The organism is Streptomyces sp. NPDC019443 (genome assembly GCF_044389785.1).
Lineage (GTDB): Bacteria > Actinomycetota > Actinomycetes > Streptomycetales > Streptomycetaceae > Streptomyces.
The window spans coordinates 1,218,978-1,237,923 of record NZ_JBIRYJ010000001.1; the positions used below are offsets into that span (position 1 = coordinate 1,218,978).

Here is an 18,946-nt window from a genome sequence, read left to right on the forward strand (position 1 = left end):
GAGACCGGTCCGTGCTGTGCGGGTGTGCCGGGCCAGGGCGGCTTGCCCCGTGTCGGCCGGTTCGGTCGGACGATGGCTGCGAGAAAGCCGCCCCCGCTCCTCGTCGGTTCATCACGCCGCGTCGAGGCGGGCCAACTCCTCGGCGGACAGCTTCAGATCCACCGCGGCAACCGAATCGCGGATGGTCTCGGGGCGCGAAGAGCCCGGAATCGGGATCACCACTGGCGCCAATCCCGACAAGTGCGGCCGCGGCGGCACTGCTGCGCGAGGTCCCACGTTGCGAAGAGCGACGGCCGGTCTGCCGCCATCGTCAACTGACGAATCGGCGTTGGCGGTCGCGGTGGCTCGGTTACTCGGACGAGAGGACTTCCTCGACATCTTCAAGGGATCCGTCCATGACGGTCGGCACGGCGAGTGGGAGCCCCAAGGGGTGGTCGAGCGTGTCGGCGTGCGCGCTGGGGGAGGGGGCGATGAGGGATGCCACGACGCCGGTGACGAGAGACGCAACAGCGGCCATGCTTCGCTTCTTCATGACTTGGTCAACGTCCGGTGAGCTCCGACGTCACGGGTGCATGTGCCGGTCGGCGGGATGAGGCAACACTGACTTCGGTTCCGGGGGCTGTCGCGCGGCACGCCACCGACCAGCGGCCAGATCCACCGCCCCGGGGGCCTCTTCCCCGCTCCCGTCGCACTCACAAGTTCTGCGCCGTTCGACCGATGAGTCTTGGCCACGGCCACAGTCCAACTGCTGCACCCTCAATACCGTTCCAACCCCTGCCCGCCCGAAGGAATGAGAAGGAACATGAACGCGATCGCCGACCGTTACCGCCGACACGCCGACGCCTTCGAGCGCAAGGTCGCCGCCGCGGCGCCCGATCAGTGGTCCAACCAGTCACCGTGTGAGGACTGGACGGCCCGGGACGTCGTGGGCCACATCATCGACATGCACGCAGTGATGCTGCGCCCCCTAGGCCGCTCTCTCAGCCCTGCACCCTTGCTGAAGGACGACCCGCTGGGAGCCTTCAAGTCCGCCCGCGCCGACGTCCAAGCCGTACTCGACGACCCCGAGAGCGCCGGGACGGAATGCGACACCCCCAACGGCCGTATGACGGTCGAGCAGCAGATCGACCAGGTCATCAGCGACGACATGGTGCTTCACGGGTGGGACCTCGCCCGAGCCACAGGGCAGGACGACACCATGGACCCGGCAGACGTCGAGCGAATGTGGTCGTCCACCTCGGCGCTTCCCAAGGAAGTGCTGGAGATGCTGCGTACCCCGGAAGCGTTCGGTCCGGGCGTGAAGGTCTTCGGCCCGGAGGTGTCGGTCCCAGGGGACGCCCCGCTGCAGGACCGGCTGCTCGGTCTGATCGGGCGCGACCCTCACTGAGCACCACACCGAACGTGAGCCGGCCGCGGCGGCGCTGTAGCCCGGCCGGCCGCTCACCGGATGCCGCCCCACCGGGAACCCGGCAGGGTGGCCTCCAGCAGGACTTTCCGCACAGACGAGGACTGCCCATGTCCGTGACCGATCACCGGCGCCTCGGCGTTGCCGCCGGGGCAGCGCTCCTGACCATCGCCGTTGCGGGCTGCTCCGGCCTCGGCCGCGACGCTGTGGGCACCATCTCTTACCTAACCGAGGGGGACCGCCATGTGATGGTGTCCAACCCCTCGGTCAAGGGCTGCCACCGCCTCGGGTCCACCGGCGCGACTTGGGTCACCAACAACACTCTGGTCGACATCGTCCTGTATCCCAACCACGACTGTTCCGGGGATGAGACGACGTATCTGGCGACGACGACGTCCGACCGCATCGCGCCCCGCGCCCCCGCGTGGCGCAGCTACACCCTCGTCCACTGAATGACTTCATCAGTGGCCTCGGCCCGCGCGTGGAACGGAACCGGCGCTGTACGCATCTGGACTGCGGGGAACAGTGAGTGAATGGGGGCGAGTCCTGATGACGACGGGCCAAGGTGCGCGCCGCGCGGGTGCTGTGACAGCGGTGGTCCTGCTCTGCTGTGGGCTGTTGGTGTCGTGCGGGCAGGAGCGGCCGGAGCCGGGTCTGGTGGTGGCCGACGACGGTGCCGTCCAGGGGCGGTCGGGAACGGCCGAGGGGGGTACGGATGAGACGACCGACGAGTCCGGAGCGCAACAGCCCGACCTGACGACTGAGGGCGACGGCGAGCCGGTTCTGACATCCGAGGAGGAGATGGCGGGCTGGTACGACGCGAAGGCCGACTTCCGCGACTACCTCGCCTCGAACGGCGTCAGGACCGACGACGTCCTGGCCCCGATGGCCGGCAAGGTCATCATCCGCAAGGTGGGCGGCACCAATGAGGCGCAGATCAGGATGCAGGCGGGCTCCGGAACGTCTGAGGACATGCAGCGGGTGGCCGATGCGTTCGCCAAGTGGCGTCAGGACGTGTACGACGACACGGGCCGAGTGAGCGTCCTCGCCGGCGCCAAGATGGGTGGCATCGAGAAGGACTGGTAGCCGTCACTGTGATCCCGAGGGGCCTCGCCGATTCTCGCCTGGGAACGCCGAGAGCCGCGATCATGGGATGGGCCGGCGCCCGTACCCAAGCGCGCACTCAATTCAAGGCCACGCAGTTGCAGGTGGCCGCGCAGCATCACGCGGAGACAATTGCGCAGCGGCGATCGGTTTACAAGATGGAGGCCGCTGAGTGGACGCTGCGCATGATGCTCTCGGCATCCGAGCATGACATCGTCACCGAACACGCGCGAGGTCGGCAACGATGGTCGAGCAGCTGGTCGGAGAGTCGCCTCAGCCTCCGGACTGACCAGACATCCGAGCAGTCGAGTACACGCGGCTCGCAAACTCCGCGATTTGTGCATCGCTCAAGTTCTTCGCGAGATTGGCCTCCGTGATCATGCCGACCAGACGGTGGCCGCTCTGGACGTCGATCACCGGCAGCCGCTTGATCTGGTGTTCCTCCATGGTCGTCAGGACCTCGGTGGCGCCCGCTTCGGCATCGATCCAGTGCACCTTGGCATTGAGGGATCCGGCCTGCACGGTCGCCGGGTCGACGCCTTCGGCGCAGCACTTGACGACGATGTCACGGTCGGTGATCAAGCCTGTGAGCTTGTTGTTGTCGCCGCAGATGGGCAGGCAGCCAACGTCCAGATCGCGCATCATCTTCGCCGCCTCGAACAGCGACTGGTGCGCACCGACGCACTGCACGTTACTGGACATGATGTCTCGGGCTCGCAGCTTCTCAGCCATGATTTCCTCCTGGCCTCTTCAGCGTTGTGTCCTCCGCCATCGATCACAACACGAACGGCTCAACACCGCTCCCCGGGTGCGTCAGCGAGCCGGAGGAACCCATCTCGGCCGCGATCGAAAACGGATCCAGGCCACTCGTATACCCCATGAGTGAGCATCCATGACGCGCGACGACGTCCAGGGTCCGGCGCGCGCCGCTACGTCGTGATCATTGCTGTGTAGGTTCCCGACATGGCTGATGACTGGCGGATGGACCGGATCGGCAGTGCGCTGAGGGGGGAGAACCCTGCTGTGCTGCGGCGCCTGGACGCGGGGTTCGCGGTGATCGGGGACGTTCAGTTCCTGCCGGGATACTCGGTGCTCTTGGTGGATGAACCGGATGTGCAGCGGCTGTCGGACCTGCCGAGGGCCAAACGGCTGTCGTTCTTGTCAGACATGGATCGGCTCGGAGAGGCAGTCGAGCGGGCCTGCCGCCGTCTGGACCCCGCATTCCGGCGGGTGAATCTTGAGATCCTCGGTAACTGAGACGGCTTCCTGCATGCGCATGTGTGGCCGCGATTCCAGTGGGAGCCGCCCGATCTGGTGGGCATGCCGGTGTGGCTCTATCCGCGCGAAAGATGGAGCGACGGGCGGTTCGCGCTCGGCCCGCAGCACGTTGTCCTGCGGGAGGCGATCGGCTCGGAACTGGACCAGCTGCGGTCGGTGAGCTGACGGCGGCGTGACTCGTCCGGCGCTGAAGCTGCGCTGTTACGGCTCCACGTGACTGAATCCCACCTCGAAGCGTTCGACCGAGACAATCTGCTGGCCTTCCCGGTGTGCGACTTCCTCGCGGAGCCGGGTTCCCCGGTCCTCGCTGGCCTGCATGGCCTGCTTGTCATCCCACAAGGTCAGCGACTTGGCCTTCCCGGAGGCTCGGTCAACGAGGTAGAAGACGCCACGGAAGCCGGGAACCTCCTGGATCTGATTGAGAATCGCCTCCCAGTTCGCGGTCAGGTCTCCCTCCGCAGGAACTGGTGACCCCTCATAGGTGCTCAGCCTCGCGAACATCGCTGCCAACCCTTTCCTGCCCGGCTGCCGGCCGGGGGGACAGGCAGCTCCAGGACCAGGGTGCTCCGGCAGGCCGCACGCCGCATGCCGAGCCCGGCCGCGTGCCGTGCCCCGGCCGACTGGCAGGGCGGGCAGGTACGGACCGGTGGTTCGCCGGGATGCCGAGCATGTACTTCCCGGGGGCAGCGGCTCTGGGGCCGCGGTGATCGCGAGCCTTGGCCAGTGCTTAAGGTGCGGCCCACTGATGGTGCGAACGGGGTACGGGCTCCGCCAATCGAGCAGAGTCTTCGTTGGCTCTTTGCCTGTGCGGAGGAAACGAGACGGGGCCCGGGTCGGGCCGCGGGGAGGGTGACGGCGCCGAGCTGGAGCAGCGCCTGCGTACTGGCACCTGGGGGTTCGCGCTCCGGCAACGGCTGCGGGCAGGGCGACGCCAGTGAGGCGTTCGGCTTCGGTCCACAGCCGTGCCGCTGCTCATGATGGCCACGCGGCGCCTCGGCGGCGAGCAGCAGCGGCAGCAGCCGCACGGTCAGGGCGAAGCGGCCGAGGAAGTGGATCGACGGCTCCGGAGGCAGTCCCGTGTAACTAGGCCGGACGGCCCTAGGCCGGGCGGCCGGAGTGCAGGCTTTCGAGCCGCCGTTGCAACACTTGCAGCGCCCCGCGCTGACGGCCGGGAACGCTGCGGCGCAGCCTGACGAGACTCGGCGCGAGCGCCCGCGCCCGCGGAAGGTCCCGGATCTGCTCCCACTGGTGATGGGCGCGGTCGACCGCGCCTTCGACGTCCGGGTCGTCCGGGGCCTGCCGACGCGTCAGCCGGGCTTCGGCGGCGGCCATCCACAGCTGGCAGCTGAGGCCCGGATCCCGGGCGAGCCGGGCGAGATCGGCGCGTACTTCCAGCCAGTGGATCGCCTGCACCGATCCGGGCCCGTGGGTCCGCAGCTCCTGCTGCTCCCAGGCGGCGGCAGCGGCGGCGGCCTCGCTGTGCCGCCCGGCCTGCGCGGCAGCGAGGATCGCCGGATGAGGGTCGTCGGGCGAGGGCAGGGCTTGTGCGGTCGCGTCCCGCGGGGTCGTGGCCTGCCGCGTGGCCGCGACCTGCGTAACCGGGCTCGGGACGGCCGCGACCTGCGTAGTCGGGCTCGAGGCGTTCGCGACCTGCGTAGCAGGTCTCCACATGGCCGCGACCTGCTGTCCGGCCGCGGGTGTGCCGGCCGTCAGCAGCAGCGCCTCATCGCCGCCGGCCCGCGCAGCGGCCTGTTCGTGCAGCGCGGCCAGGTCCGGCCGTGCTCCACTGCGCCAGATCGCGGCGCACGCCTTCAGATAGTCGGGCGCCGCTGCGCCCCGCCGCTGCGGTGCCGGGGCGACACGCCCGTACAGACGGATGCCGCGCCCCAGGGCGAGGCCCTGCGACGCGACGTGCTGCCACGCCTCGGCGTCGGCGACCAGGTCGACGACCACGGTCGTGGTGCCGGGTGGCCGGATCGCCGTTTCGGAGGCCAGCCAGTGCCAGGGAAGCGCCGTGTAACGCATCGTCGTCGGCGTGGTGCGGGCGAGCCCGAGATGCAGCAGCCGCTGCTTACGGTCGAGTTGGAGCTGTCCGGCGATGTACAGGAACAGCGGCCCCTCCGCGGCCGCCGTCGCCCGGATCCGGGTCAGGACGGTCTGCGGATCGAGGGGATCGGCGAGCTCGATCACCGTCGCGGCCGGTGTGCCGGTCAGCGCGCTGGGCGGGACGGCCGCGAGCGCGGGCAGCACGGAACTCGCGTCGATCAGACGCCCCTTGCCGACCGGCGCGGCCGCGATCAGCAGCGCGGTCCCCGGCGCCGCTGTGTCCCCTCCGGTGATCACCACACCCAGCACCGTAGCCGACGTCGCAGACAGCGAGCGCTCCCTACGGTGTGGTCCTCACCCCGCCACGCCTGTCCGGAGCGGGCGTTCACTCCTCAGCGCCACGGCGGCACGGCGCGCCCGATCTCACCACCGTCGTCGATCATTCTTGTCATGGCCCTTGCAGGGCGGGGCGGACGCTGCTATTCCATCCGGTTAGGAAAGTTTCCTTCCAGTCCTTGAAGTGAGTCCGCACCACCAGCCCAGGCAACGGAGACCCCCATGAGACCGGCACGGTTCTGGTTACGCTCGCTCGGCGGCGTCGGCACGCTCAGCGCCGCCCTGCTCCTCGGCCTCACCGCGGCACCCACCGCCCCGGCCGCCCCCACAGCGTCCGAGGCCCCGGCGGCGGCCCCCGCCGCAGCCGTCACCCACGAGGCCGAGAACGCGGTCATCTCACAAGGAGTCGTGGAGTCCAACCACACCGGCTTCACCGGCACCGGCTTCGTCAACTACAACAACAACACCGGCAGTTACGTCCAGTGGACGGTGAACGCCGCCCAGGCGGGGAGCGCGTCGCTCACCATCCGCTACGCCAACGGCACCACCACCAACCGCGCGATGGACATCACCGTCAACGGCGCCGCCGCGGCCACATCCCGCGCATTCCCCGGCACCGGCGCCTGGACCACCTGGACGACGACCACCATCACCGCGAATCTCAAGGCCGGCGCCAACACCGTCCGGGCCACCGCCACCACTGCCAACGGCGGCCCCAACGTGGACCATCTCGCGATCGACGCGGGCGGCCCCGCCCCCGGCGGCAAGACCCCCGTCGAGATCAACGGGCAGCTCAAGGTGTGCGGCACCAAGCTCTGCAACCAGTACGGCAAGCCCATCCAGCTGCGCGGCATGAGCACCCACGGATTGCAGTGGTACAGCCAGTGTGTGACCTCGGGCTCGCTCGACGCCCTGGCCACCGACTGGAACGCCGACGTCCTGCGCATCTCCATGTACATCCAGGAGGGCGGCTACGAGACCAACCCGCGCAAGTTCACCGACCTGGTCCACTCGATCATCGAACAGGCCACCGCGCGCGGCATGTACGCCATCGTCGACTGGCACATGCTCAGCCCCGGCGACCCGAACTACAACCTCTCCCGCGCCAAGACCTTCTTCACCGAAATCGCGCAGCGCCACGCCAACAAGAACAACCTGCTCTACGAGATCGCCAATGAGCCCAGCGGCGTGAGCTGGTCGAAGATCAAGAGCTACGCCGAGCAGCTCATCCCGGTCATCCGGCAGAACGACCCGGACACTCCCGTCCTCGTCGGCACCCGCGCCTGGTCCTCCCTCGGCGTCTCCGAGGACTCGGACGAGACCGAGATCGTGAACAGCCCGGTCAACGCGTCCAACATCATGTACACGTTCCACTTCTACGCGGCATCCCACGGCACGGAATACCTCAACACCCTCTCCCGTGCCGCCGACAAACTCCCCATGTTCGTCACCGAGTTCGGTACCCAGACCGCATCCGGCGACGGCGGCAACAACTTCACCAGAGCTCAGCAGTACATCGATCTGATGGCGAGCAAGAAGATCAGCTGGTCCAACTGGAACTACTCCGACGACAGCCGCTCCGGCGCCGTCTTCAAGGGCGGCACCTGCGACAACAACGGTCCCTGGACCGGCACCGGGCCGCTCAAGCCCGCCGGCGTCTGGGTCCGTGACCGCACCAGGACCCCGGACGACTTCCCGACGAGCTGACCCCGGTTCCGTACGACTCGCGCCCGCCCGTGTGATCCCATGGGCGGGCGGGGGCGCACGGAGACAGGAGCAGCATTGACCAGCTATCGCCAACCGGGAGTCGTCCTCACGGACCGGCGTTTCACCGTCCCGCTCGACCACGCCGACCCAGCAGGGGAGCAGCTGGAGATCTACGGCCGTGAGGTCGTCTCCAGCGCGCGGGCCGGCGCGGATCTGCCCTGGCTGGTCTATCTGGAGGGCGGCCCCGGCTTCGGCGCCCGCCGCTTCATCGGCAAGCAGGCATGGCTCGGGCGGGCGGTGCAGGAGTACCGCGTACTGCTCCTCGACCAGCGCGGCACCGGCCGCTCCACACCCCAGAACCGGCAGACCCTGCCGCAGCGCGGCGGACCACAGGCCCAGGCCGAGCACCTCGCCCACTTCCGCGCCGACAGCGTCGTGCGCGACTGCGAGACCATCAGACCGCAGGTCACCGGCGGCGCACCCTGGACCGTCCTCGGCCAGAGCTTCGGCGGATTCTGCGCCACGCACTATCTCTCCACCGCCCCCGAAGGGCTGCGCACGGTGATCGTCACCGGCGGTCTGCCCGCCCTGGACGCCCCTGCCGATGACGTCTACCGGGCCGCGTACCCCCGCATTCAGCGCAAGGTCGAGGCGCACTACGACCGCTATCCGCAGGATGTGCGACGGGCCCGCCGCATCGCCGAACACCTCGCCGAGTACCGGCCCGTGCTGCCCGGCGGCTACGCCCTCACGCCCGAGGCCTTCCAGTCCCTCGGGATCCTGCTCGGCGGCGGCGACGGCAGCCACCAGCTGCACTATCTGCTCGAAGACGCCTTCGTCCGTACGGGACAGGGCCACGAACTCTCCGACGGCTTCCAGCAGGGCGTGCTCGCCGCCCTCTCGCACGCGGCACATCCGCTGTACGCCGTGCTGCACGAGGCGATCTACGCCCAGGGCGCACGGCCGACCGCCTGGGCCGCCGAGCGGGTGCGCGCCGAATTCCCGCAGTTCGACGCGGCGAAGACGCTGGCCGGCGACGGGCCGCTGCTGTTCACGGGGGAGACCGTCCACCCCTGGCACTTCGAGGTGGACCCCGCGCTGCGTCCGCTGCGCGAGACCGCCGAACTGCTGGCCGCCCGCACCGACTGGACCGCGCTGTACGACCCCGCCCGGCTCGCCGCCAACGAGGTTCCGGTCGCCGCGGCCGTCTACCACGACGACATGTACGTCGACACGGAGCACTCGCTGCGCACCGCCCGCGCCATCCGCGGACTGCGCACCTGGGTCACCGACGAGTACGAGCACGACGGGGTGCGGGCGAGCGGATCCCGCGTGCTGGACCGGCTGCTCGCCCTCGCGCGCGGGGATGCCTGACCGGGCCGTCGGCCGCGCGACGCCGGACGCCCCGCACCCGCTCCTGCGGCAAAGGCCCCTGCCCGCGCCCGGCGGCCCCGCGCCGCACACCCTTACGCCCTCACGTCCACCCCGCCGCGTACCCCTACGCCCTCGCGTCCACCTCCGCGAAGACCAGCTCGTTGTTCACCGTCACTCCCGCCCGGTACCCCGCCCCCGCCGCATTCACGACCTGTTCTCCCGCCCCTACCGCGTTCCCCGCCGCCCATACCCCCGGCACACTCGTCCGCCCCGTTTCGTCCACCGTCACGAACCGCCCGAACGGTGTGTCGTCCGTCTCGGCGCCCAGCGACGTCAGCAGGCCGTCCTGCGGCCGAAAGCGCGGGCCGACGAAGACCACGGAACGGGGAAAGACACGGCCGTCGGCCATCCGGACGCCCGACAGCCGGTCCTCGGCGACGACCAGCCCGGCCACCTCACCCGTCACCACGGAGATTCCCGCCGCGGCGAGCCGTCTCCAGTCCTCGTCCGGGAGCTTGTCCACCGTGTGCAGGAAGAGCGTGACGTCGTCGGACCACTGCGAGACCAGCAGCGCCTGGTACGCACCCTTCACGGGCGAGGCGATCACCCCGAAGGCTTCGTCCCGGACCTCCCAGCCGTGACAGTACGGGCAGTGCAGCACATCCTGACCCCACCGCTCGGCGACCCCCTCGATGTCCGGCGGCTCGTCGACGAGCCCGGTCGTCACGATCAGCCGGCGCGCCCGCGCGCTGCGCCCGCTCGCGACCGTCAGCGAGAACTCGTCCCCGTCTGCCGACACCCCAGTCACCCGGTCGTCCCACAACTCCACGCCGTACGCCGCCACTTCCCGCCGTCCCACCGCCAGGAACTCCGCCGGGCTCATCCCGTCCCGCGACAGATAGCCGTGCATGTGCGCGGCCGGCGCGTTGCGGGGCTCGCCCGCGTCGATCACCAGGACGCGGCGTCGCGAGCGCCCCAGAATCAGCGCTGCGCTCAGGCCCGCGGTTCCGCCGCCGATCACCACTACGTCGTACATCTGACCACCTCCGACACCGACAGTCGCTCCGGACCGGTGGGATTGACAAACCACGTTGCTGTTTCCGCAAATGGATCCATGGACGACGACGCACGGCTGGATGCCGTACTGGACGAGGTGGGGCCGCGGCTCCGCAGGATCAGACGGGAGCGCGGAGCCACGCTCGGAGCGCTCTCGGAGGTGACCGGGATCTCCGTGAGCACCCTGTCCCGACTGGAGTCGGGGCGGCGCAAGCCGAGCCTGGAGCTGCTGTTGCCCATTGCCCGGGCCCATCAGGTGCCGCTCGACGAGCTGGTCGGCGCGCCGCCGGTCGGTGATCCGCGGGTGCGATCGAAGCCGATCGTCCGGCACGGCAGGACGATGCTGCCGCTCACCCGGCAGCCGGGCGGCCTCCAGGCGTACAAGGTGGTGCAGCAACCCGGCAGCGGTGAGCCGGAGCCGCGCACGCACGAGGGGTACGAGTGGCTGTACGTCCTGTCCGGCAGGCTGCGGTTGCTGCTCGGCGACCACGATGTGGTGCTCGGCGCCGGCGAGGCGGCGGAGTTCGACACCCGTGTGCCGCACTGGTTCGGCCCGACGGACGAGGGGCCGGTGGAGTTTCTGAGCCTGTTCGGCCCGCAGGGCGAGCGCATGCATGTGCGGGCCAGGCCGAAGCGCGGCTGACAGGGTCTTCCCGAAGAGACAAGCGACCGCTTAGTATGCGACTGAGCGTGGTACTGCCTATGGTTTGTGGAGGCCCCGAAATGCAGGCATGGCGAGTGCACCGGAACGGCGAGCCGAGCGAGGTGATGCGGCTCGAAGAGGTGGAACGGCCCACGCCGGGCGAGGGGCAGTTGCTGCTGAGGGTCCGGGCCGCGAACATCAACTTCCCCGATGCGCTGCTCTGCCGCGGTCAGTACCAGGTCCGGCCGCCGCTGCCGTTCACGCCGGGCGTGGAGATCTGCGGTGAGACCGAGGACGGCCGCCGTGTGATCGCCAACCCCGCGCTGCCGAACGGCGGACTCGCCGACTATGTCGTCGCCGACGCCGCGGCCGTGCTGCCCGCACCCGATGCCCTCGACGACGCCGAGGCGGCAGCCCTGCACATCGGCTACCAGACCGGCTGGTTCGGTCTGCACCGCCGCGCCCACCTCCAGGAGGGCGAGACCCTGCTGGTGCATGCGGCGGCGGGCGGCGTCGGCAGCGCGGCCGTCCAGCTCGGCAAGGCGGCGGGCGCGCGGGTGATCGGTGTCGTCGGCGGGGCCGACAAGGCACGCGCCGCGCGGGAGTTGGGCTGCGACGTCGTCGTCGACCGCCGCGAGGACGACATCGTCGCCGCGGTCAAGGAGGCGACCGGCGGCCGCGGCGCGGACGTCGTCTACGACCCGGTCGGCGGCGACGCGTACGCCAAGTCCGTGAAGTGCATCGCCTTCGAGGGCCGCATCGTGATCGTCGGCTTCGCGAGCGGCGCGATCCCCACCCCGGGTCTCAACCACGCCCTGGTGAAGAACTACTCGATCGTCGGCCTCCACTGGGGTCTGTACAACCAGATGGACCCGGCAGCCGTCCGCGGCTGCCACGAGGAGCTCACCAAGCTCGCGGCCAAGGGCGTGGTCAAGCCGCTGATCAGCGGGCGCGTCGCCATGAAGGACGCCGCCGACGCCGTCCAGCGGGTCGCCGACGGCACCACCACCGGCCGCCTGGTCGTCATCCCGGAAGGAGAGAGTCGATGACGGACGCTTCCGAACTGCGCAGCCGTACCAAGGAGTTGCTCGCCGCACACCCACCGGCCGACACGGACCGTACGGACTTCCTGAAGGCACGCTTCGACGCGGGCCTCGCCTGGGTGCACTACCCGAAGGGGCTGGGCGGACTCGACGCCCCGCGCACCTTGCAGGCCGTCGTGGACGCCGAGTTGACGGCCGCGGGCGCGCCTGACAACGATCCGGGCCGTATCGGCATCGGCCTCGGCATGGCCGCGCCGACCATCCTCAAGTACGGCTCCGAAGAGCTGAAGCAGCGCTTCCTGCGGCCACTGTGGGTCGGCGAGGAGGTGTGGTGCCAGCTGTTCAGCGAGCCCGGCGCGGGGTCGGACCTGGCCGCGCTCAGCACCCGCGCGGTACGGGCCGATGGGGGCACCTCCCGCTCGAGCGGAGCCGAGAGTGGCGGAGACTGGATCATCAACGGGCAGAAGGTGTGGACGTCCAGCGCCCATGTGGCCCGCTGGGCGATCCTCATCGCTCGCACCGACCCCGATCTGCCCAAGCACCGCGGCATCACGTACTTCATCTGCGACATGACCGACCCTGGCGTCGAGGTGCGGCCGCTGCGCCAGATCACGGGTGAGGCGGAGTTCAACGAGGTCTTCCTCACGGATGTGCGGATACCCGACGCGCACCGGCTCGGCGAGGTCGGCGAGGGCTGGAAGGTCGCCCAGACCACCCTGATGAACGAGCGCGTCTCGATCGGCGGCAGCCGTATCCCGCGCGAGGGCGGCATGATCGGCCAGATCGCGCAGACCTGGCGCGAACGCCCCGAGCTGCGCACGCACGATGTGCACCAGCGGCTGCTGACCCTGTGGGTGGAGGCCGAGGTCGCCCGGCTGGCCGGGGAACGGCTGCGCCAGCAGCTCGCCGCCGGACAGCCCGGCCCCGAGGGCAGCGGAATGAAGCTCGCCTTCGCCCGCCTCAACCAGGAGATCAGCGGTCTGGAGGTGGAACTCCTCGGCGAAGAGGGCCTGTTGTACGACGACTGGACCATGCGACGCCCCGAATTCGTCGACTTCACCGGGCGCGACGCCGGCTACCGCTATCTGCGTTCCAAGGGCAACTCCATCGAGGGCGGCACCAGCGAGGTGCTGCTGAACATCGTCGCGGAACGCGTACTCGGTCTGCCCTCCGAGCCGCGCAACGACAAGGACGTCGCCTGGAAGGACCTGGCCCGATGACCGATCTGCTGTACTCCGAGGCCGAGGACGACCTGCGCGCCGCCGTACGCTCCCTGCTCGCCGACCGCGGCGACACCGCGTCGGTACTGGTGCGCGCCGAGGCGGGCGCGCCGTGCGACCCCGAGCTGTGGAAGGCGCTCGCCGGTGACATCGGCGCGGCGGGTCTGCTCGTACCGGAGAAGCTCGGCGGGCAGGGAGCCTCGCACCGGGAGGCCGCGGTGGTCCTGGAGGAGTTGGGCCGTAGCGTCACGCCTGCGCCGTACCTCACCAGCTCGGTGATCGCGACCGAGACTCTGCTCGCCCTTGACGTTCATGCCCCCGAAGCGGGCGGTCTGCTCGAGGAGTTGGCGACCGGCCGCAAGACTGCCGTACTCGCCGTGCCACTGTCGGCCTCTCCGCACGGGCCGCTTCCCGTCGACGCACCCAGGATCACCGGGGTCGCGGACGTCGCCGTCGCCGATGTGCTGCTCGTGCTGAAGTCCGATGGGCTGTACGCGGTCGACAGGGCGAGCGTCACCGTCGAGGTGCAGACCCCGCTCGACCTGACCCGTCCACTCGCTGCCGTCACTGTCGGCGACATCGCGCAGGCAACCCGCCTTGCGGACGCGGCAATCGCCGAGCAGGCCGTACGCCGCGGACTGCTCGCCGGGGCCGGACTGCTCGCCTCCGAGCAGCTGGGGCTCGCCGAGTGGTGTCTGGAGGAGACGGTCCGTCACACCCGCGAGCGGCACCAGTTCAACCGGCCGATCGGGTCCTTCCAGGCGCTCAAACACCGTATGGCGCAGGTGTGGCTCGAGGTCGTCTCGGCCCGCGCCGCGGCGCGCAATGCCGCCGACGCCCTTGCCACCGGCAGCCCGGAGGCCCCTTTGGCGGTGGCCGTCGCACAGGCGTACAGCTCCCGGGTCGCCGTGCACGCTGCGGAGGAATGTGTTCAGCTGCACGCCGGAATCGGCATGACCTGGGAGCACCCCGCGCATCTGTACCTCAAGCGTGCCAAGGCCGACGAGATTGCCCTCGGCACGCCGGGACGTCACAAGGAGGCACTGGCCGAACTGATCGGTCTCCAGGCTCCGTAGGGGCCGGAGGCAGTCGCATCCCTTCTGGCCGCCGCGCTGACCACCGGCGCGGCGGCCTGCTCGAACCCGGGCAGCGGCACGGTCGGCAGTAGGGGCGCGAGGGACTCGGCTGTCGTCGCGTCGCGTCGCGTCGCGTCGCGTCGCGTACGAGCCCGAGAGCCCTTACGAGCCTGAGATCCACCGGCCGGATGCCGGCCACGTCGCCATCGACTGCGCCCCGGCCCACAGCCGGCGGCACCGTGCCCGGTCTCAGCGCACAGCCATCGGCGTCGTCTTCCAGCGGCCGAGGCTCGCCGCCGACCCACGACCGCCGCTGCGCGAGCTGATCGCAGAGCCGCTGCGCTCGAGGGTCGGCGAAGCCGAAACAGCCCTAGACGCAAGCGAGTTGGCGCAGGCCGTCGGCCTCACCGACGAACTCCTCGCCAGGCTGACGCCCCGGTGACAGATGGCCGAACTCTTCCCCAGACTCCGCCCCTTGGCCGCCCCGGCACGCATACTCCACGGTGTCCCGTCCCACCCGTCCCGCCCGGAGTCACGATGCCGCTCCCCACCCGTCGCAGAGCCGTCACCATCCTCGCCACCGCCCTGGCGGGAACCGTCGCCGCACCCGCGTACGCCCACGCGGCCGAGAGCAGGGGACACGGCCCCCTCCGCCGAGCCCACGCCCACAACGACTATCTCCACCAACAGCCCCTCCACGACGCCCTGTCGCACGGCTTCACCAGCGTCGAGGCCGACATCTTCCTGGTCGACGGGGACCTGCTCGTCGCCCACGAGCCCGCGGACCTCGACCCGGCCCGCACGCTGCGCTCGCTCTACCTCGACCCGCTGCTCGCGCGCGTGAAGGCCAACCACGGCTCCGTGTACCGCGGTTACCACCGACGCTTCCAGCTGCTGATCGACATCAAGACGGACGGCGTCGCCGCCTATCTCGAACTCGACCGTCAGCTGCGGCACTACCGGCGGATGCTGAGCAGCTACTCCCACGGCCACGTCCGCCTCGGCGCCGTCACCCCCGTCATCTCCGGCGACCGCGCGGCCCGCGTTCCCATGGAGGCCCAGCGTGTCCGGTACGCCTTCTACGACGGCCGGCTCGACGACCTCGGCAGCGCCGCCCCCGCCTCCTTCATCCCGCTGATCTCCAGCAACTGGACGCAGAGCTTCAGCTGGCTCGGTGTCGGCCAATTTCCCGCCGCCGAGCGGGAGAAGCTGCACGCGATCGCCGCCGCCGCCCACGACCGCGGCCAGCGCGTCCGCTTCTGGGCCACCCCCGACGTCGCCGGGCGGGAGCGCGACGCTCTGTGGACCGAGCTGCTCGCCGCCCGCGTCGACCACATCAACACGGACGACCTGGTCGGCCTGGAGCGCTTCCTCCGCGCCCGCGGCCGGTAGTCGGGAGCCCGCGTCCAATCCCCGCCACACATCACCCGTACGCGGACACGCCAGTCGGCCGTACGGGCCCTCCGCTGCGCCAGACTGACCGCCGAATGCCGCAATTCCGCGCGGCGGAGGAGGTTGGCGATGGCCATTTCGATCTCGATGGTGCTGCTTCTGCTGGTGCTCGCAGTGATCTTTCTGCGCAACGGCGGACTGAAGCTCTCCCACGCGATTGTCTGCGCCCTGCTCGGTTTCTTCCTCGCGGGCACGAGCATGGCGCCGACCATCCAGGACGGCATCGCGGCCACCGCCAACGTGGTCGGCAGCCTCAGGCCGTGACGTCCTCCGGCAGCTCGAAGTAGCTGCCGCCGACGTCGTCCACGTGCACCACGTGCCTGCCGACGCGGACGATCTGCGCCGGCCCCACCCGCCAGGAGCCGCAGGCGCCTTCACCGTCCGGCATCGGCGTCCACACCTCGAGGAGCGTACTGCCGTCGGGGTTCACACCCGTCTCGATCATCCGGTCGTCCGACCGCTCCAGCGTTCCCGCATCCTCGCCCGGCTCCCCGACGTCATGGTGGAAGTGGACCCGTTCGCCGTCGTACGTGGTGACCCCGGCGAAGCCGCGGTTGTCCGCGTAATAGGCGTCGACCTGGAGCCAGACCACGTGCTCGTTCTCCTGCAGCGGTCCGTTGTTGCGGCTGATTCCGGCGCGCAGCCATGCGCCGCGAGTGGGGGCGTTCACGTCTCCCAGCATGTCAGCCGGCGCGCGGCCGCCGTCGCCTTCACCATCGGCCAGCGCGGCGCCCATGCCGAGGTCTTCAACGTCATCGTGGCGGTACGGGACCGGGTCCGGGACTTGGGTCGCGGCCGAGGCTCAGCCCTCCACCACATGCGACCGGATCAGGAACCGCACCCCCTCCGGTGCCTCGAGCGAGAAGCCGCTGCCCCGGCCCTCGACGACATCTACGACGAGCCGGGTGTGACTCCACACCTCGTACTGACTTCTGGAGATCCAGAACGAGACCGGCTCCTCGACGCCCTCCACCCGGAGGATCTCCAGGAGGACGTCGGACTCGCCCGTACGGAATTCCCCGTCCGGGTAGCACATGGGTGCGCTGCCGTCGCAGCAGCCGCCCGACTGGTGGAACATCAGCGGACCGTGGGCCGTCCGCAGCCGCCGCAACAGACCGGCGGCTGCGGGGGTCAGCTTCACGCGCGGGGACTGTGTCATCCGTCCAGCAGAGCACCGGCGAGGTTGCAATGCCGTTGCGGCCCGTTCGCGGAGGATTTCTCCCCGGGGATGTCGAATGCGCGTGATCCCGTTCGACATACCTGTGAGAGCGCCCGTGGGGGCGCGCCACGCACCTGGAGGAACAGCGCCATGCGGAAGATCATCTACTGGGTCCACACCTCGCTCGACGGACACATCGACGGCCCCGGCGGAGCCTTCGACTGGCCCGTCCTCGGACCCGGCCTCGCCGCCTACGGCGACGCCCTCAACGCGCGCGTAGACACCTTTCTCTACGGCCGCGTGGTCTGGGAGATGATGTCCGGCTTCTGGCCCAACGCGGAATCGATGTCGAACGACCCGCACGACCTCGCCTTCGCCCCTGTCTGGCGGCGCACCCCGAAAATCGTCTTCTCCAGGACGCTGCAACAGCCCGAGGGGAACGTGCGCGTGATCGACGGCAACCTCGCCGAAGAGGTCACCGCCCTGAAGCAGAGCCCGGGCAAGGACCTGCTTCTCACGGGCGGTTCGACCCTGGCGGGCGCTCTCACGGAGCTCGGCCTGATCGACGAGTACCACATCGTCGTACACTCGGTGGTCCTCGGCGGCGGCAGGCCGCTGTTCCGCAAGCCGAAGGAGCGACTGACCCTTCAGCTCGTCGATTCGCGTTCGTTCGACTCGCGGACGGTGCTGCTCCGCTACGAACGCCCCCAGGGATGATTGCCTGACTCCAGGGCGTTGAGCCTGCCACGGGAAGTCTTCGACGATGGGATGGGATGGCATGCCGCTTGAGGGTGAGTACGAGCCGAGCCCGGAGAAGTGGGTACGTGACCAGGTAGAGATGTACGAGAGCTCCGGCGGCACCAAGGGCACGACGATGCGGGGCATGCCCGTCGTCGTCCTGACCACCCGCGGCGCAAAGAGCGGCAAGATCCGCAAGTCCCCACTGATGCGCGTGGAACACGAGGGCACGTACGCGGTGGTCGCCTCGCTGGGCGGTGCGCCCAAGCACCCGGTCTGGTACCACAACGTCGTCGCCGACCCACGGGTGGAACTGCAGGACGGCCCGGTCCGCAAGGACATGGAGGCCCGTGAGGTGACGGGGGACGAGAAGACCCTGTGGTGGGAGCGCGCGGTCGCGGCCTACCCCGACTACGCGGACTACCAGAAGAAGACGGACCGCGAGATCCCGGTCTTCGTGGTGGAGCCGACGGCCGAGGAGCACTGAGCCGGACGACGGAGGGCGGCCTAGGACCGGCAGGCAGGCGGTCCAAGGCCTGCGGGCGCCTTCTGGGCCGGCGGCTCGCTCCGCTCGCGGCGCGCGGCCTCGGCTCATCGCCAGCCGTGCTGTGCTGTGTCACCGTGCCGGGTCTGGGCAACTACTCGCCGACGAGCTTGAGCCGGTACCTTTCGGTCAGTTCGGCGACCCACTCGTCCGAGAACCCGAGACCGTACTTCTCGCCCAGTTCGGCGCGCCGCTGGACGAACTCGGCAGGATCGGCCGCCGTTTCCGCGACCGTACCCATCTCTTCGAAGAACCGCTCGAAGCCGGCGGGGGAGAGGATCTCCAGAATCCTCGCCGGTTCCGGTCCGGCGTTCCAGAAGGTGTGCAGGATCCCTCGCGGCTTGAGGATGTACGAGCCAGGGCCTGCCGTGGCCTCCTGGTCACCCACCCGCGCACCGACGTTGCCCTGCAGGACGTACGAGAACTCGTCCTCGCGACTGTGCACGTGCGGCGGTACGAGACGACCCGGCTCGATCGGGTGCTCGACGACCGAGAACTGGTTGCCGGTCTCTTCCCCCCAGATCTTGAAGTCGACCCCTATGCCCGCGAGCCAGATCGACTTGCCCTCGGCCGGTTCGATTACGAAGCGGAGAGCCCCCATGACGGCCTCCAGATGTCGTATTCATCATTTTCTGCCAGCCTATGCCTGGTATGTGGGGGGTGCCCAGCGTGCGCCTGTGGCGCGAGCCTGTAAGGAGTACGGCGCAGCCGAGCCCATGACGGGGGAACCAGGGAGCAGTGGCCAGGGGCCTCGTTGTGTCACGG

21 protein-coding genes and 2 pseudogenes are annotated in these 18,946 nt (G+C 69.8%); 14 read left to right on the forward strand and 9 right to left on the reverse strand.

All coding sequences use genetic code 11. From position 1 onward, the window contains the following. Positions 1 to 111 precede the first annotated feature (111 nt). Positions 112 to 228 (reverse strand): annotated as a pseudogene (locus ACH492_RS05515) (aldo/keto reductase); the annotation flags it as partial. Positions 229 to 349: 121 nt separating this feature from the next. Then, entirely contained in the window at positions 350 to 517 is a 168-nt protein-coding gene (locus ACH492_RS05520) for a hypothetical protein (RefSeq protein WP_398982995.1), read from the reverse strand. A gap of 285 nt (positions 518 to 802) precedes the next feature. Between ACH492_RS05520 and ACH492_RS05525 the strand changes: the two genes are divergently transcribed. From ACH492_RS05525 to ACH492_RS05535, 3 genes are all read left to right on the forward strand, one after another. Then, positions 803 to 1,387 (forward strand): TIGR03086 family metal-binding protein, encoded by a 585-nt coding sequence (locus tag ACH492_RS05525; protein WP_398982997.1) that lies wholly within the window; start codon positions 803 to 805, stop codon positions 1,385 to 1,387. A 128-nt stretch (positions 1,388 to 1,515) separates the two neighbouring features. Next, positions 1,516 to 1,857: a hypothetical protein gene (locus tag ACH492_RS05530; RefSeq protein ID WP_398982999.1), complete on the forward strand. Its 342-nt coding sequence runs from the start codon at positions 1,516 to 1,518 to the stop codon at positions 1,855 to 1,857. A gap of 97 nt (positions 1,858 to 1,954) precedes the next feature. Next, positions 1,955 to 2,491, forward strand: coding sequence for a hypothetical protein (locus tag ACH492_RS05535; RefSeq protein WP_398983001.1), 537 nt, complete (start codon positions 1,955 to 1,957; stop codon positions 2,489 to 2,491). A gap of 291 nt (positions 2,492 to 2,782) precedes the next feature. On the opposite strand, the gene ACH492_RS05540 is transcribed toward ACH492_RS05535, so the two are convergent. Further along, positions 2,783 to 3,241, reverse strand: coding sequence for a CBS domain-containing protein (locus ACH492_RS05540; RefSeq protein WP_398983003.1), 459 nt, complete (start codon positions 3,239 to 3,241; stop codon positions 2,783 to 2,785). A 231-nt stretch (positions 3,242 to 3,472) separates the two neighbouring features. On the opposite strand from ACH492_RS05540, the pseudogene ACH492_RS05545 reads away from it, so the two are divergent. Further along, positions 3,473 to 3,952: pseudogene (locus tag ACH492_RS05545) on the forward strand (diadenosine tetraphosphate hydrolase). A gap of 36 nt (positions 3,953 to 3,988) precedes the next feature. On the opposite strand, the gene ACH492_RS05550 reads toward ACH492_RS05545, so the two are convergent. After that, on the reverse strand, positions 3,989 to 4,288 hold the full coding sequence (locus tag ACH492_RS05550; protein ID WP_398983005.1) for a hypothetical protein: 300 nt from the start codon (positions 4,286 to 4,288) through the stop codon (positions 3,989 to 3,991). A 597-nt stretch (positions 4,289 to 4,885) separates the two neighbouring features. Beyond that, on the reverse strand, positions 4,886 to 6,130 hold the full coding sequence (locus ACH492_RS05555; protein ID WP_398983324.1) for a hypothetical protein: 1,245 nt from the start codon (positions 6,128 to 6,130) through the stop codon (positions 4,886 to 4,888). 261 nt (positions 6,131 to 6,391) lie between these two features. Between ACH492_RS05555 and ACH492_RS05560 the strand changes: the two genes are divergently transcribed. Continuing rightward, positions 6,392 to 7,876 carry a cellulase family glycosylhydrolase gene (locus tag ACH492_RS05560; RefSeq protein ID WP_398983007.1) on the forward strand — a complete coding sequence of 495 codons (1,485 nt, stop codon included), beginning with the start codon at positions 6,392 to 6,394 and terminating at the stop codon, positions 7,874 to 7,876. A 75-nt stretch (positions 7,877 to 7,951) separates the two neighbouring features. Then, positions 7,952 to 9,250, forward strand: a complete 1,299-nt coding sequence (locus tag ACH492_RS05565; protein ID WP_398983009.1) for an alpha/beta fold hydrolase — start codon at positions 7,952 to 7,954, stop codon at positions 9,248 to 9,250. A 124-nt stretch (positions 9,251 to 9,374) separates the two neighbouring features. Here ACH492_RS05565 and ACH492_RS05570 read toward each other — a convergent pair whose 3' ends face one another. After that, positions 9,375 to 10,286 carry an NAD(P)/FAD-dependent oxidoreductase gene (locus tag ACH492_RS05570; RefSeq protein WP_398983011.1) on the reverse strand — a complete coding sequence of 304 codons (912 nt, stop codon included), beginning with the start codon at positions 10,284 to 10,286 and terminating at the stop codon, positions 9,375 to 9,377. A gap of 78 nt (positions 10,287 to 10,364) precedes the next feature. On the opposite strand from ACH492_RS05570, the gene ACH492_RS05575 reads away from it, so the two are divergent. The 6 genes from ACH492_RS05575 to ACH492_RS05600 all read left to right on the forward strand — a co-directional run bounded on the left by ACH492_RS05575 (position 10,365) and on the right by ACH492_RS05600 (position 16,004). After that, positions 10,365 to 10,949, forward strand: coding sequence for a helix-turn-helix domain-containing protein (locus ACH492_RS05575; RefSeq protein ID WP_307659646.1), 585 nt, complete (start codon positions 10,365 to 10,367; stop codon positions 10,947 to 10,949). Positions 10,950 to 11,029: 80 nt separating this feature from the next. Then, positions 11,030 to 11,998: an NADPH:quinone oxidoreductase family protein gene (locus ACH492_RS05580; RefSeq protein WP_398983013.1), complete on the forward strand. Its 969-nt coding sequence runs from the start codon at positions 11,030 to 11,032 to the stop codon at positions 11,996 to 11,998. Beyond that, a complete protein-coding gene (locus tag ACH492_RS05585; RefSeq protein ID WP_398983015.1) occupies positions 11,995 to 13,212 on the forward strand; it encodes an acyl-CoA dehydrogenase family protein in 1,218 nt (405 codons plus the stop codon). Before ACH492_RS05580 ends, ACH492_RS05585 begins: the two co-directional genes overlap by 4 nt. After that, positions 13,209 to 14,288 carry an acyl-CoA dehydrogenase family protein gene (locus ACH492_RS05590; RefSeq protein ID WP_398983017.1) on the forward strand — a complete coding sequence of 360 codons (1,080 nt, stop codon included), beginning with the start codon at positions 13,209 to 13,211 and terminating at the stop codon, positions 14,286 to 14,288. The genes ACH492_RS05585 and ACH492_RS05590 overlap by 4 nt, the downstream gene beginning before the upstream one ends. Before the next feature lie 537 nt (positions 14,289 to 14,825). Then, positions 14,826 to 15,680 (forward strand): phosphatidylinositol-specific phospholipase C/glycerophosphodiester phosphodiesterase family protein, encoded by an 855-nt coding sequence (locus ACH492_RS05595; RefSeq protein ID WP_398983019.1) that lies wholly within the window; start codon positions 14,826 to 14,828, stop codon positions 15,678 to 15,680. Positions 15,681 to 15,809: 129 nt separating this feature from the next. Continuing rightward, positions 15,810 to 16,004: a hypothetical protein gene (locus tag ACH492_RS05600; RefSeq protein ID WP_215089395.1), complete on the forward strand. Its 195-nt coding sequence runs from the start codon at positions 15,810 to 15,812 to the stop codon at positions 16,002 to 16,004. Here the strand turns inward: ACH492_RS05600 and ACH492_RS05605 are convergent. After that, on the reverse strand, positions 15,994 to 16,410 hold the full coding sequence (locus ACH492_RS05605) for a hypothetical protein (RefSeq protein WP_398983021.1): 417 nt from the start codon (positions 16,408 to 16,410) through the stop codon (positions 15,994 to 15,996). The two genes, ACH492_RS05600 and ACH492_RS05605, sit on opposite strands and share 11 nt — an antisense overlap. A 132-nt stretch (positions 16,411 to 16,542) precedes the next feature. Further along, a complete protein-coding gene (locus ACH492_RS05610) occupies positions 16,543 to 16,899 on the reverse strand; it encodes a DUF779 domain-containing protein (RefSeq protein ID WP_398983023.1) in 357 nt (118 codons plus the stop codon). A gap of 150 nt (positions 16,900 to 17,049) precedes the next feature. Here ACH492_RS05610 and ACH492_RS05615 point away from each other — a divergent pair, with 150 nt between their 5' ends. Then, positions 17,050 to 17,616 carry a dihydrofolate reductase family protein gene (locus tag ACH492_RS05615; protein WP_398983025.1) on the forward strand — a complete coding sequence of 189 codons (567 nt, stop codon included), beginning with the start codon at positions 17,050 to 17,052 and terminating at the stop codon, positions 17,614 to 17,616. Between the two features lie 61 nt (positions 17,617 to 17,677). Further along, a complete protein-coding gene (locus ACH492_RS05620; protein ID WP_398983027.1) occupies positions 17,678 to 18,124 on the forward strand; it encodes a nitroreductase family deazaflavin-dependent oxidoreductase in 447 nt (148 codons plus the stop codon). Between the two features lie 151 nt (positions 18,125 to 18,275). Here the strand turns inward: ACH492_RS05620 and ACH492_RS05625 are convergent, their stop codons facing one another. Beyond that, entirely contained in the window at positions 18,276 to 18,782 is a 507-nt protein-coding gene (locus ACH492_RS05625; protein WP_398983029.1) for a cupin domain-containing protein, read from the reverse strand. Positions 18,783 to 18,946: the final 164 nt, after the last annotated feature.

What these genes read in the sequence shown, in the direction of transcription:
- ACH492_RS05520 (WP_398982995.1), bottom strand. Translation starts at nt 517, where the DNA reads ATGGCCGCTGTTGCGTCTCTCGTCACCGGCGTCGTGGCATCCCTCATC.
- ACH492_RS05525 (WP_398982997.1), top strand. Translation starts at nt 803, where the DNA reads ATGAACGCGATCGCCGACCGTTACCGCCGACACGCCGACGCCTTCGAG.
- ACH492_RS05530 (WP_398982999.1), top strand. Translation starts at nt 1,516, where the DNA reads ATGTCCGTGACCGATCACCGGCGCCTCGGCGTTGCCGCCGGGGCAGCG.
- ACH492_RS05535 (WP_398983001.1), top strand. Translation starts at nt 1,955, where the DNA reads ATGACGACGGGCCAAGGTGCGCGCCGCGCGGGTGCTGTGACAGCGGTG.
- ACH492_RS05540 (WP_398983003.1), bottom strand. Translation starts at nt 3,241, where the DNA reads ATGGCTGAGAAGCTGCGAGCCCGAGACATCATGTCCAGTAACGTGCAG.
- ACH492_RS05550 (WP_398983005.1), bottom strand. Translation starts at nt 4,288, where the DNA reads ATGTTCGCGAGGCTGAGCACCTATGAGGGGTCACCAGTTCCTGCGGAG.
- ACH492_RS05560 (WP_398983007.1), top strand. Translation starts at nt 6,392, where the DNA reads ATGAGACCGGCACGGTTCTGGTTACGCTCGCTCGGCGGCGTCGGCACG.
- ACH492_RS05570 (WP_398983011.1), bottom strand. Translation starts at nt 10,286, where the DNA reads ATGTACGACGTAGTGGTGATCGGCGGCGGAACCGCGGGCCTGAGCGCA.
- ACH492_RS05575 (WP_307659646.1), top strand. Translation starts at nt 10,365, where the DNA reads ATGGACGACGACGCACGGCTGGATGCCGTACTGGACGAGGTGGGGCCG.
- ACH492_RS05580 (WP_398983013.1), top strand. Translation starts at nt 11,030, where the DNA reads ATGCAGGCATGGCGAGTGCACCGGAACGGCGAGCCGAGCGAGGTGATG.
- ACH492_RS05585 (WP_398983015.1), top strand. Translation starts at nt 11,995, where the DNA reads ATGACGGACGCTTCCGAACTGCGCAGCCGTACCAAGGAGTTGCTCGCC.
- ACH492_RS05590 (WP_398983017.1), top strand. Translation starts at nt 13,209, where the DNA reads ATGACCGATCTGCTGTACTCCGAGGCCGAGGACGACCTGCGCGCCGCC.
- ACH492_RS05595 (WP_398983019.1), top strand. Translation starts at nt 14,826, where the DNA reads ATGCCGCTCCCCACCCGTCGCAGAGCCGTCACCATCCTCGCCACCGCC.
- ACH492_RS05600 (WP_215089395.1), top strand. Translation starts at nt 15,810, where the DNA reads ATGGCCATTTCGATCTCGATGGTGCTGCTTCTGCTGGTGCTCGCAGTG.
- ACH492_RS05610 (WP_398983023.1), bottom strand. Translation starts at nt 16,899, where the DNA reads ATGACACAGTCCCCGCGCGTGAAGCTGACCCCCGCAGCCGCCGGTCTG.
- ACH492_RS05615 (WP_398983025.1), top strand. Translation starts at nt 17,050, where the DNA reads ATGCGGAAGATCATCTACTGGGTCCACACCTCGCTCGACGGACACATC.
- ACH492_RS05620 (WP_398983027.1), top strand. Translation starts at nt 17,678, where the DNA reads ATGCCGCTTGAGGGTGAGTACGAGCCGAGCCCGGAGAAGTGGGTACGT.
- ACH492_RS05625 (WP_398983029.1), bottom strand. Translation starts at nt 18,782, where the DNA reads ATGGGGGCTCTCCGCTTCGTAATCGAACCGGCCGAGGGCAAGTCGATC.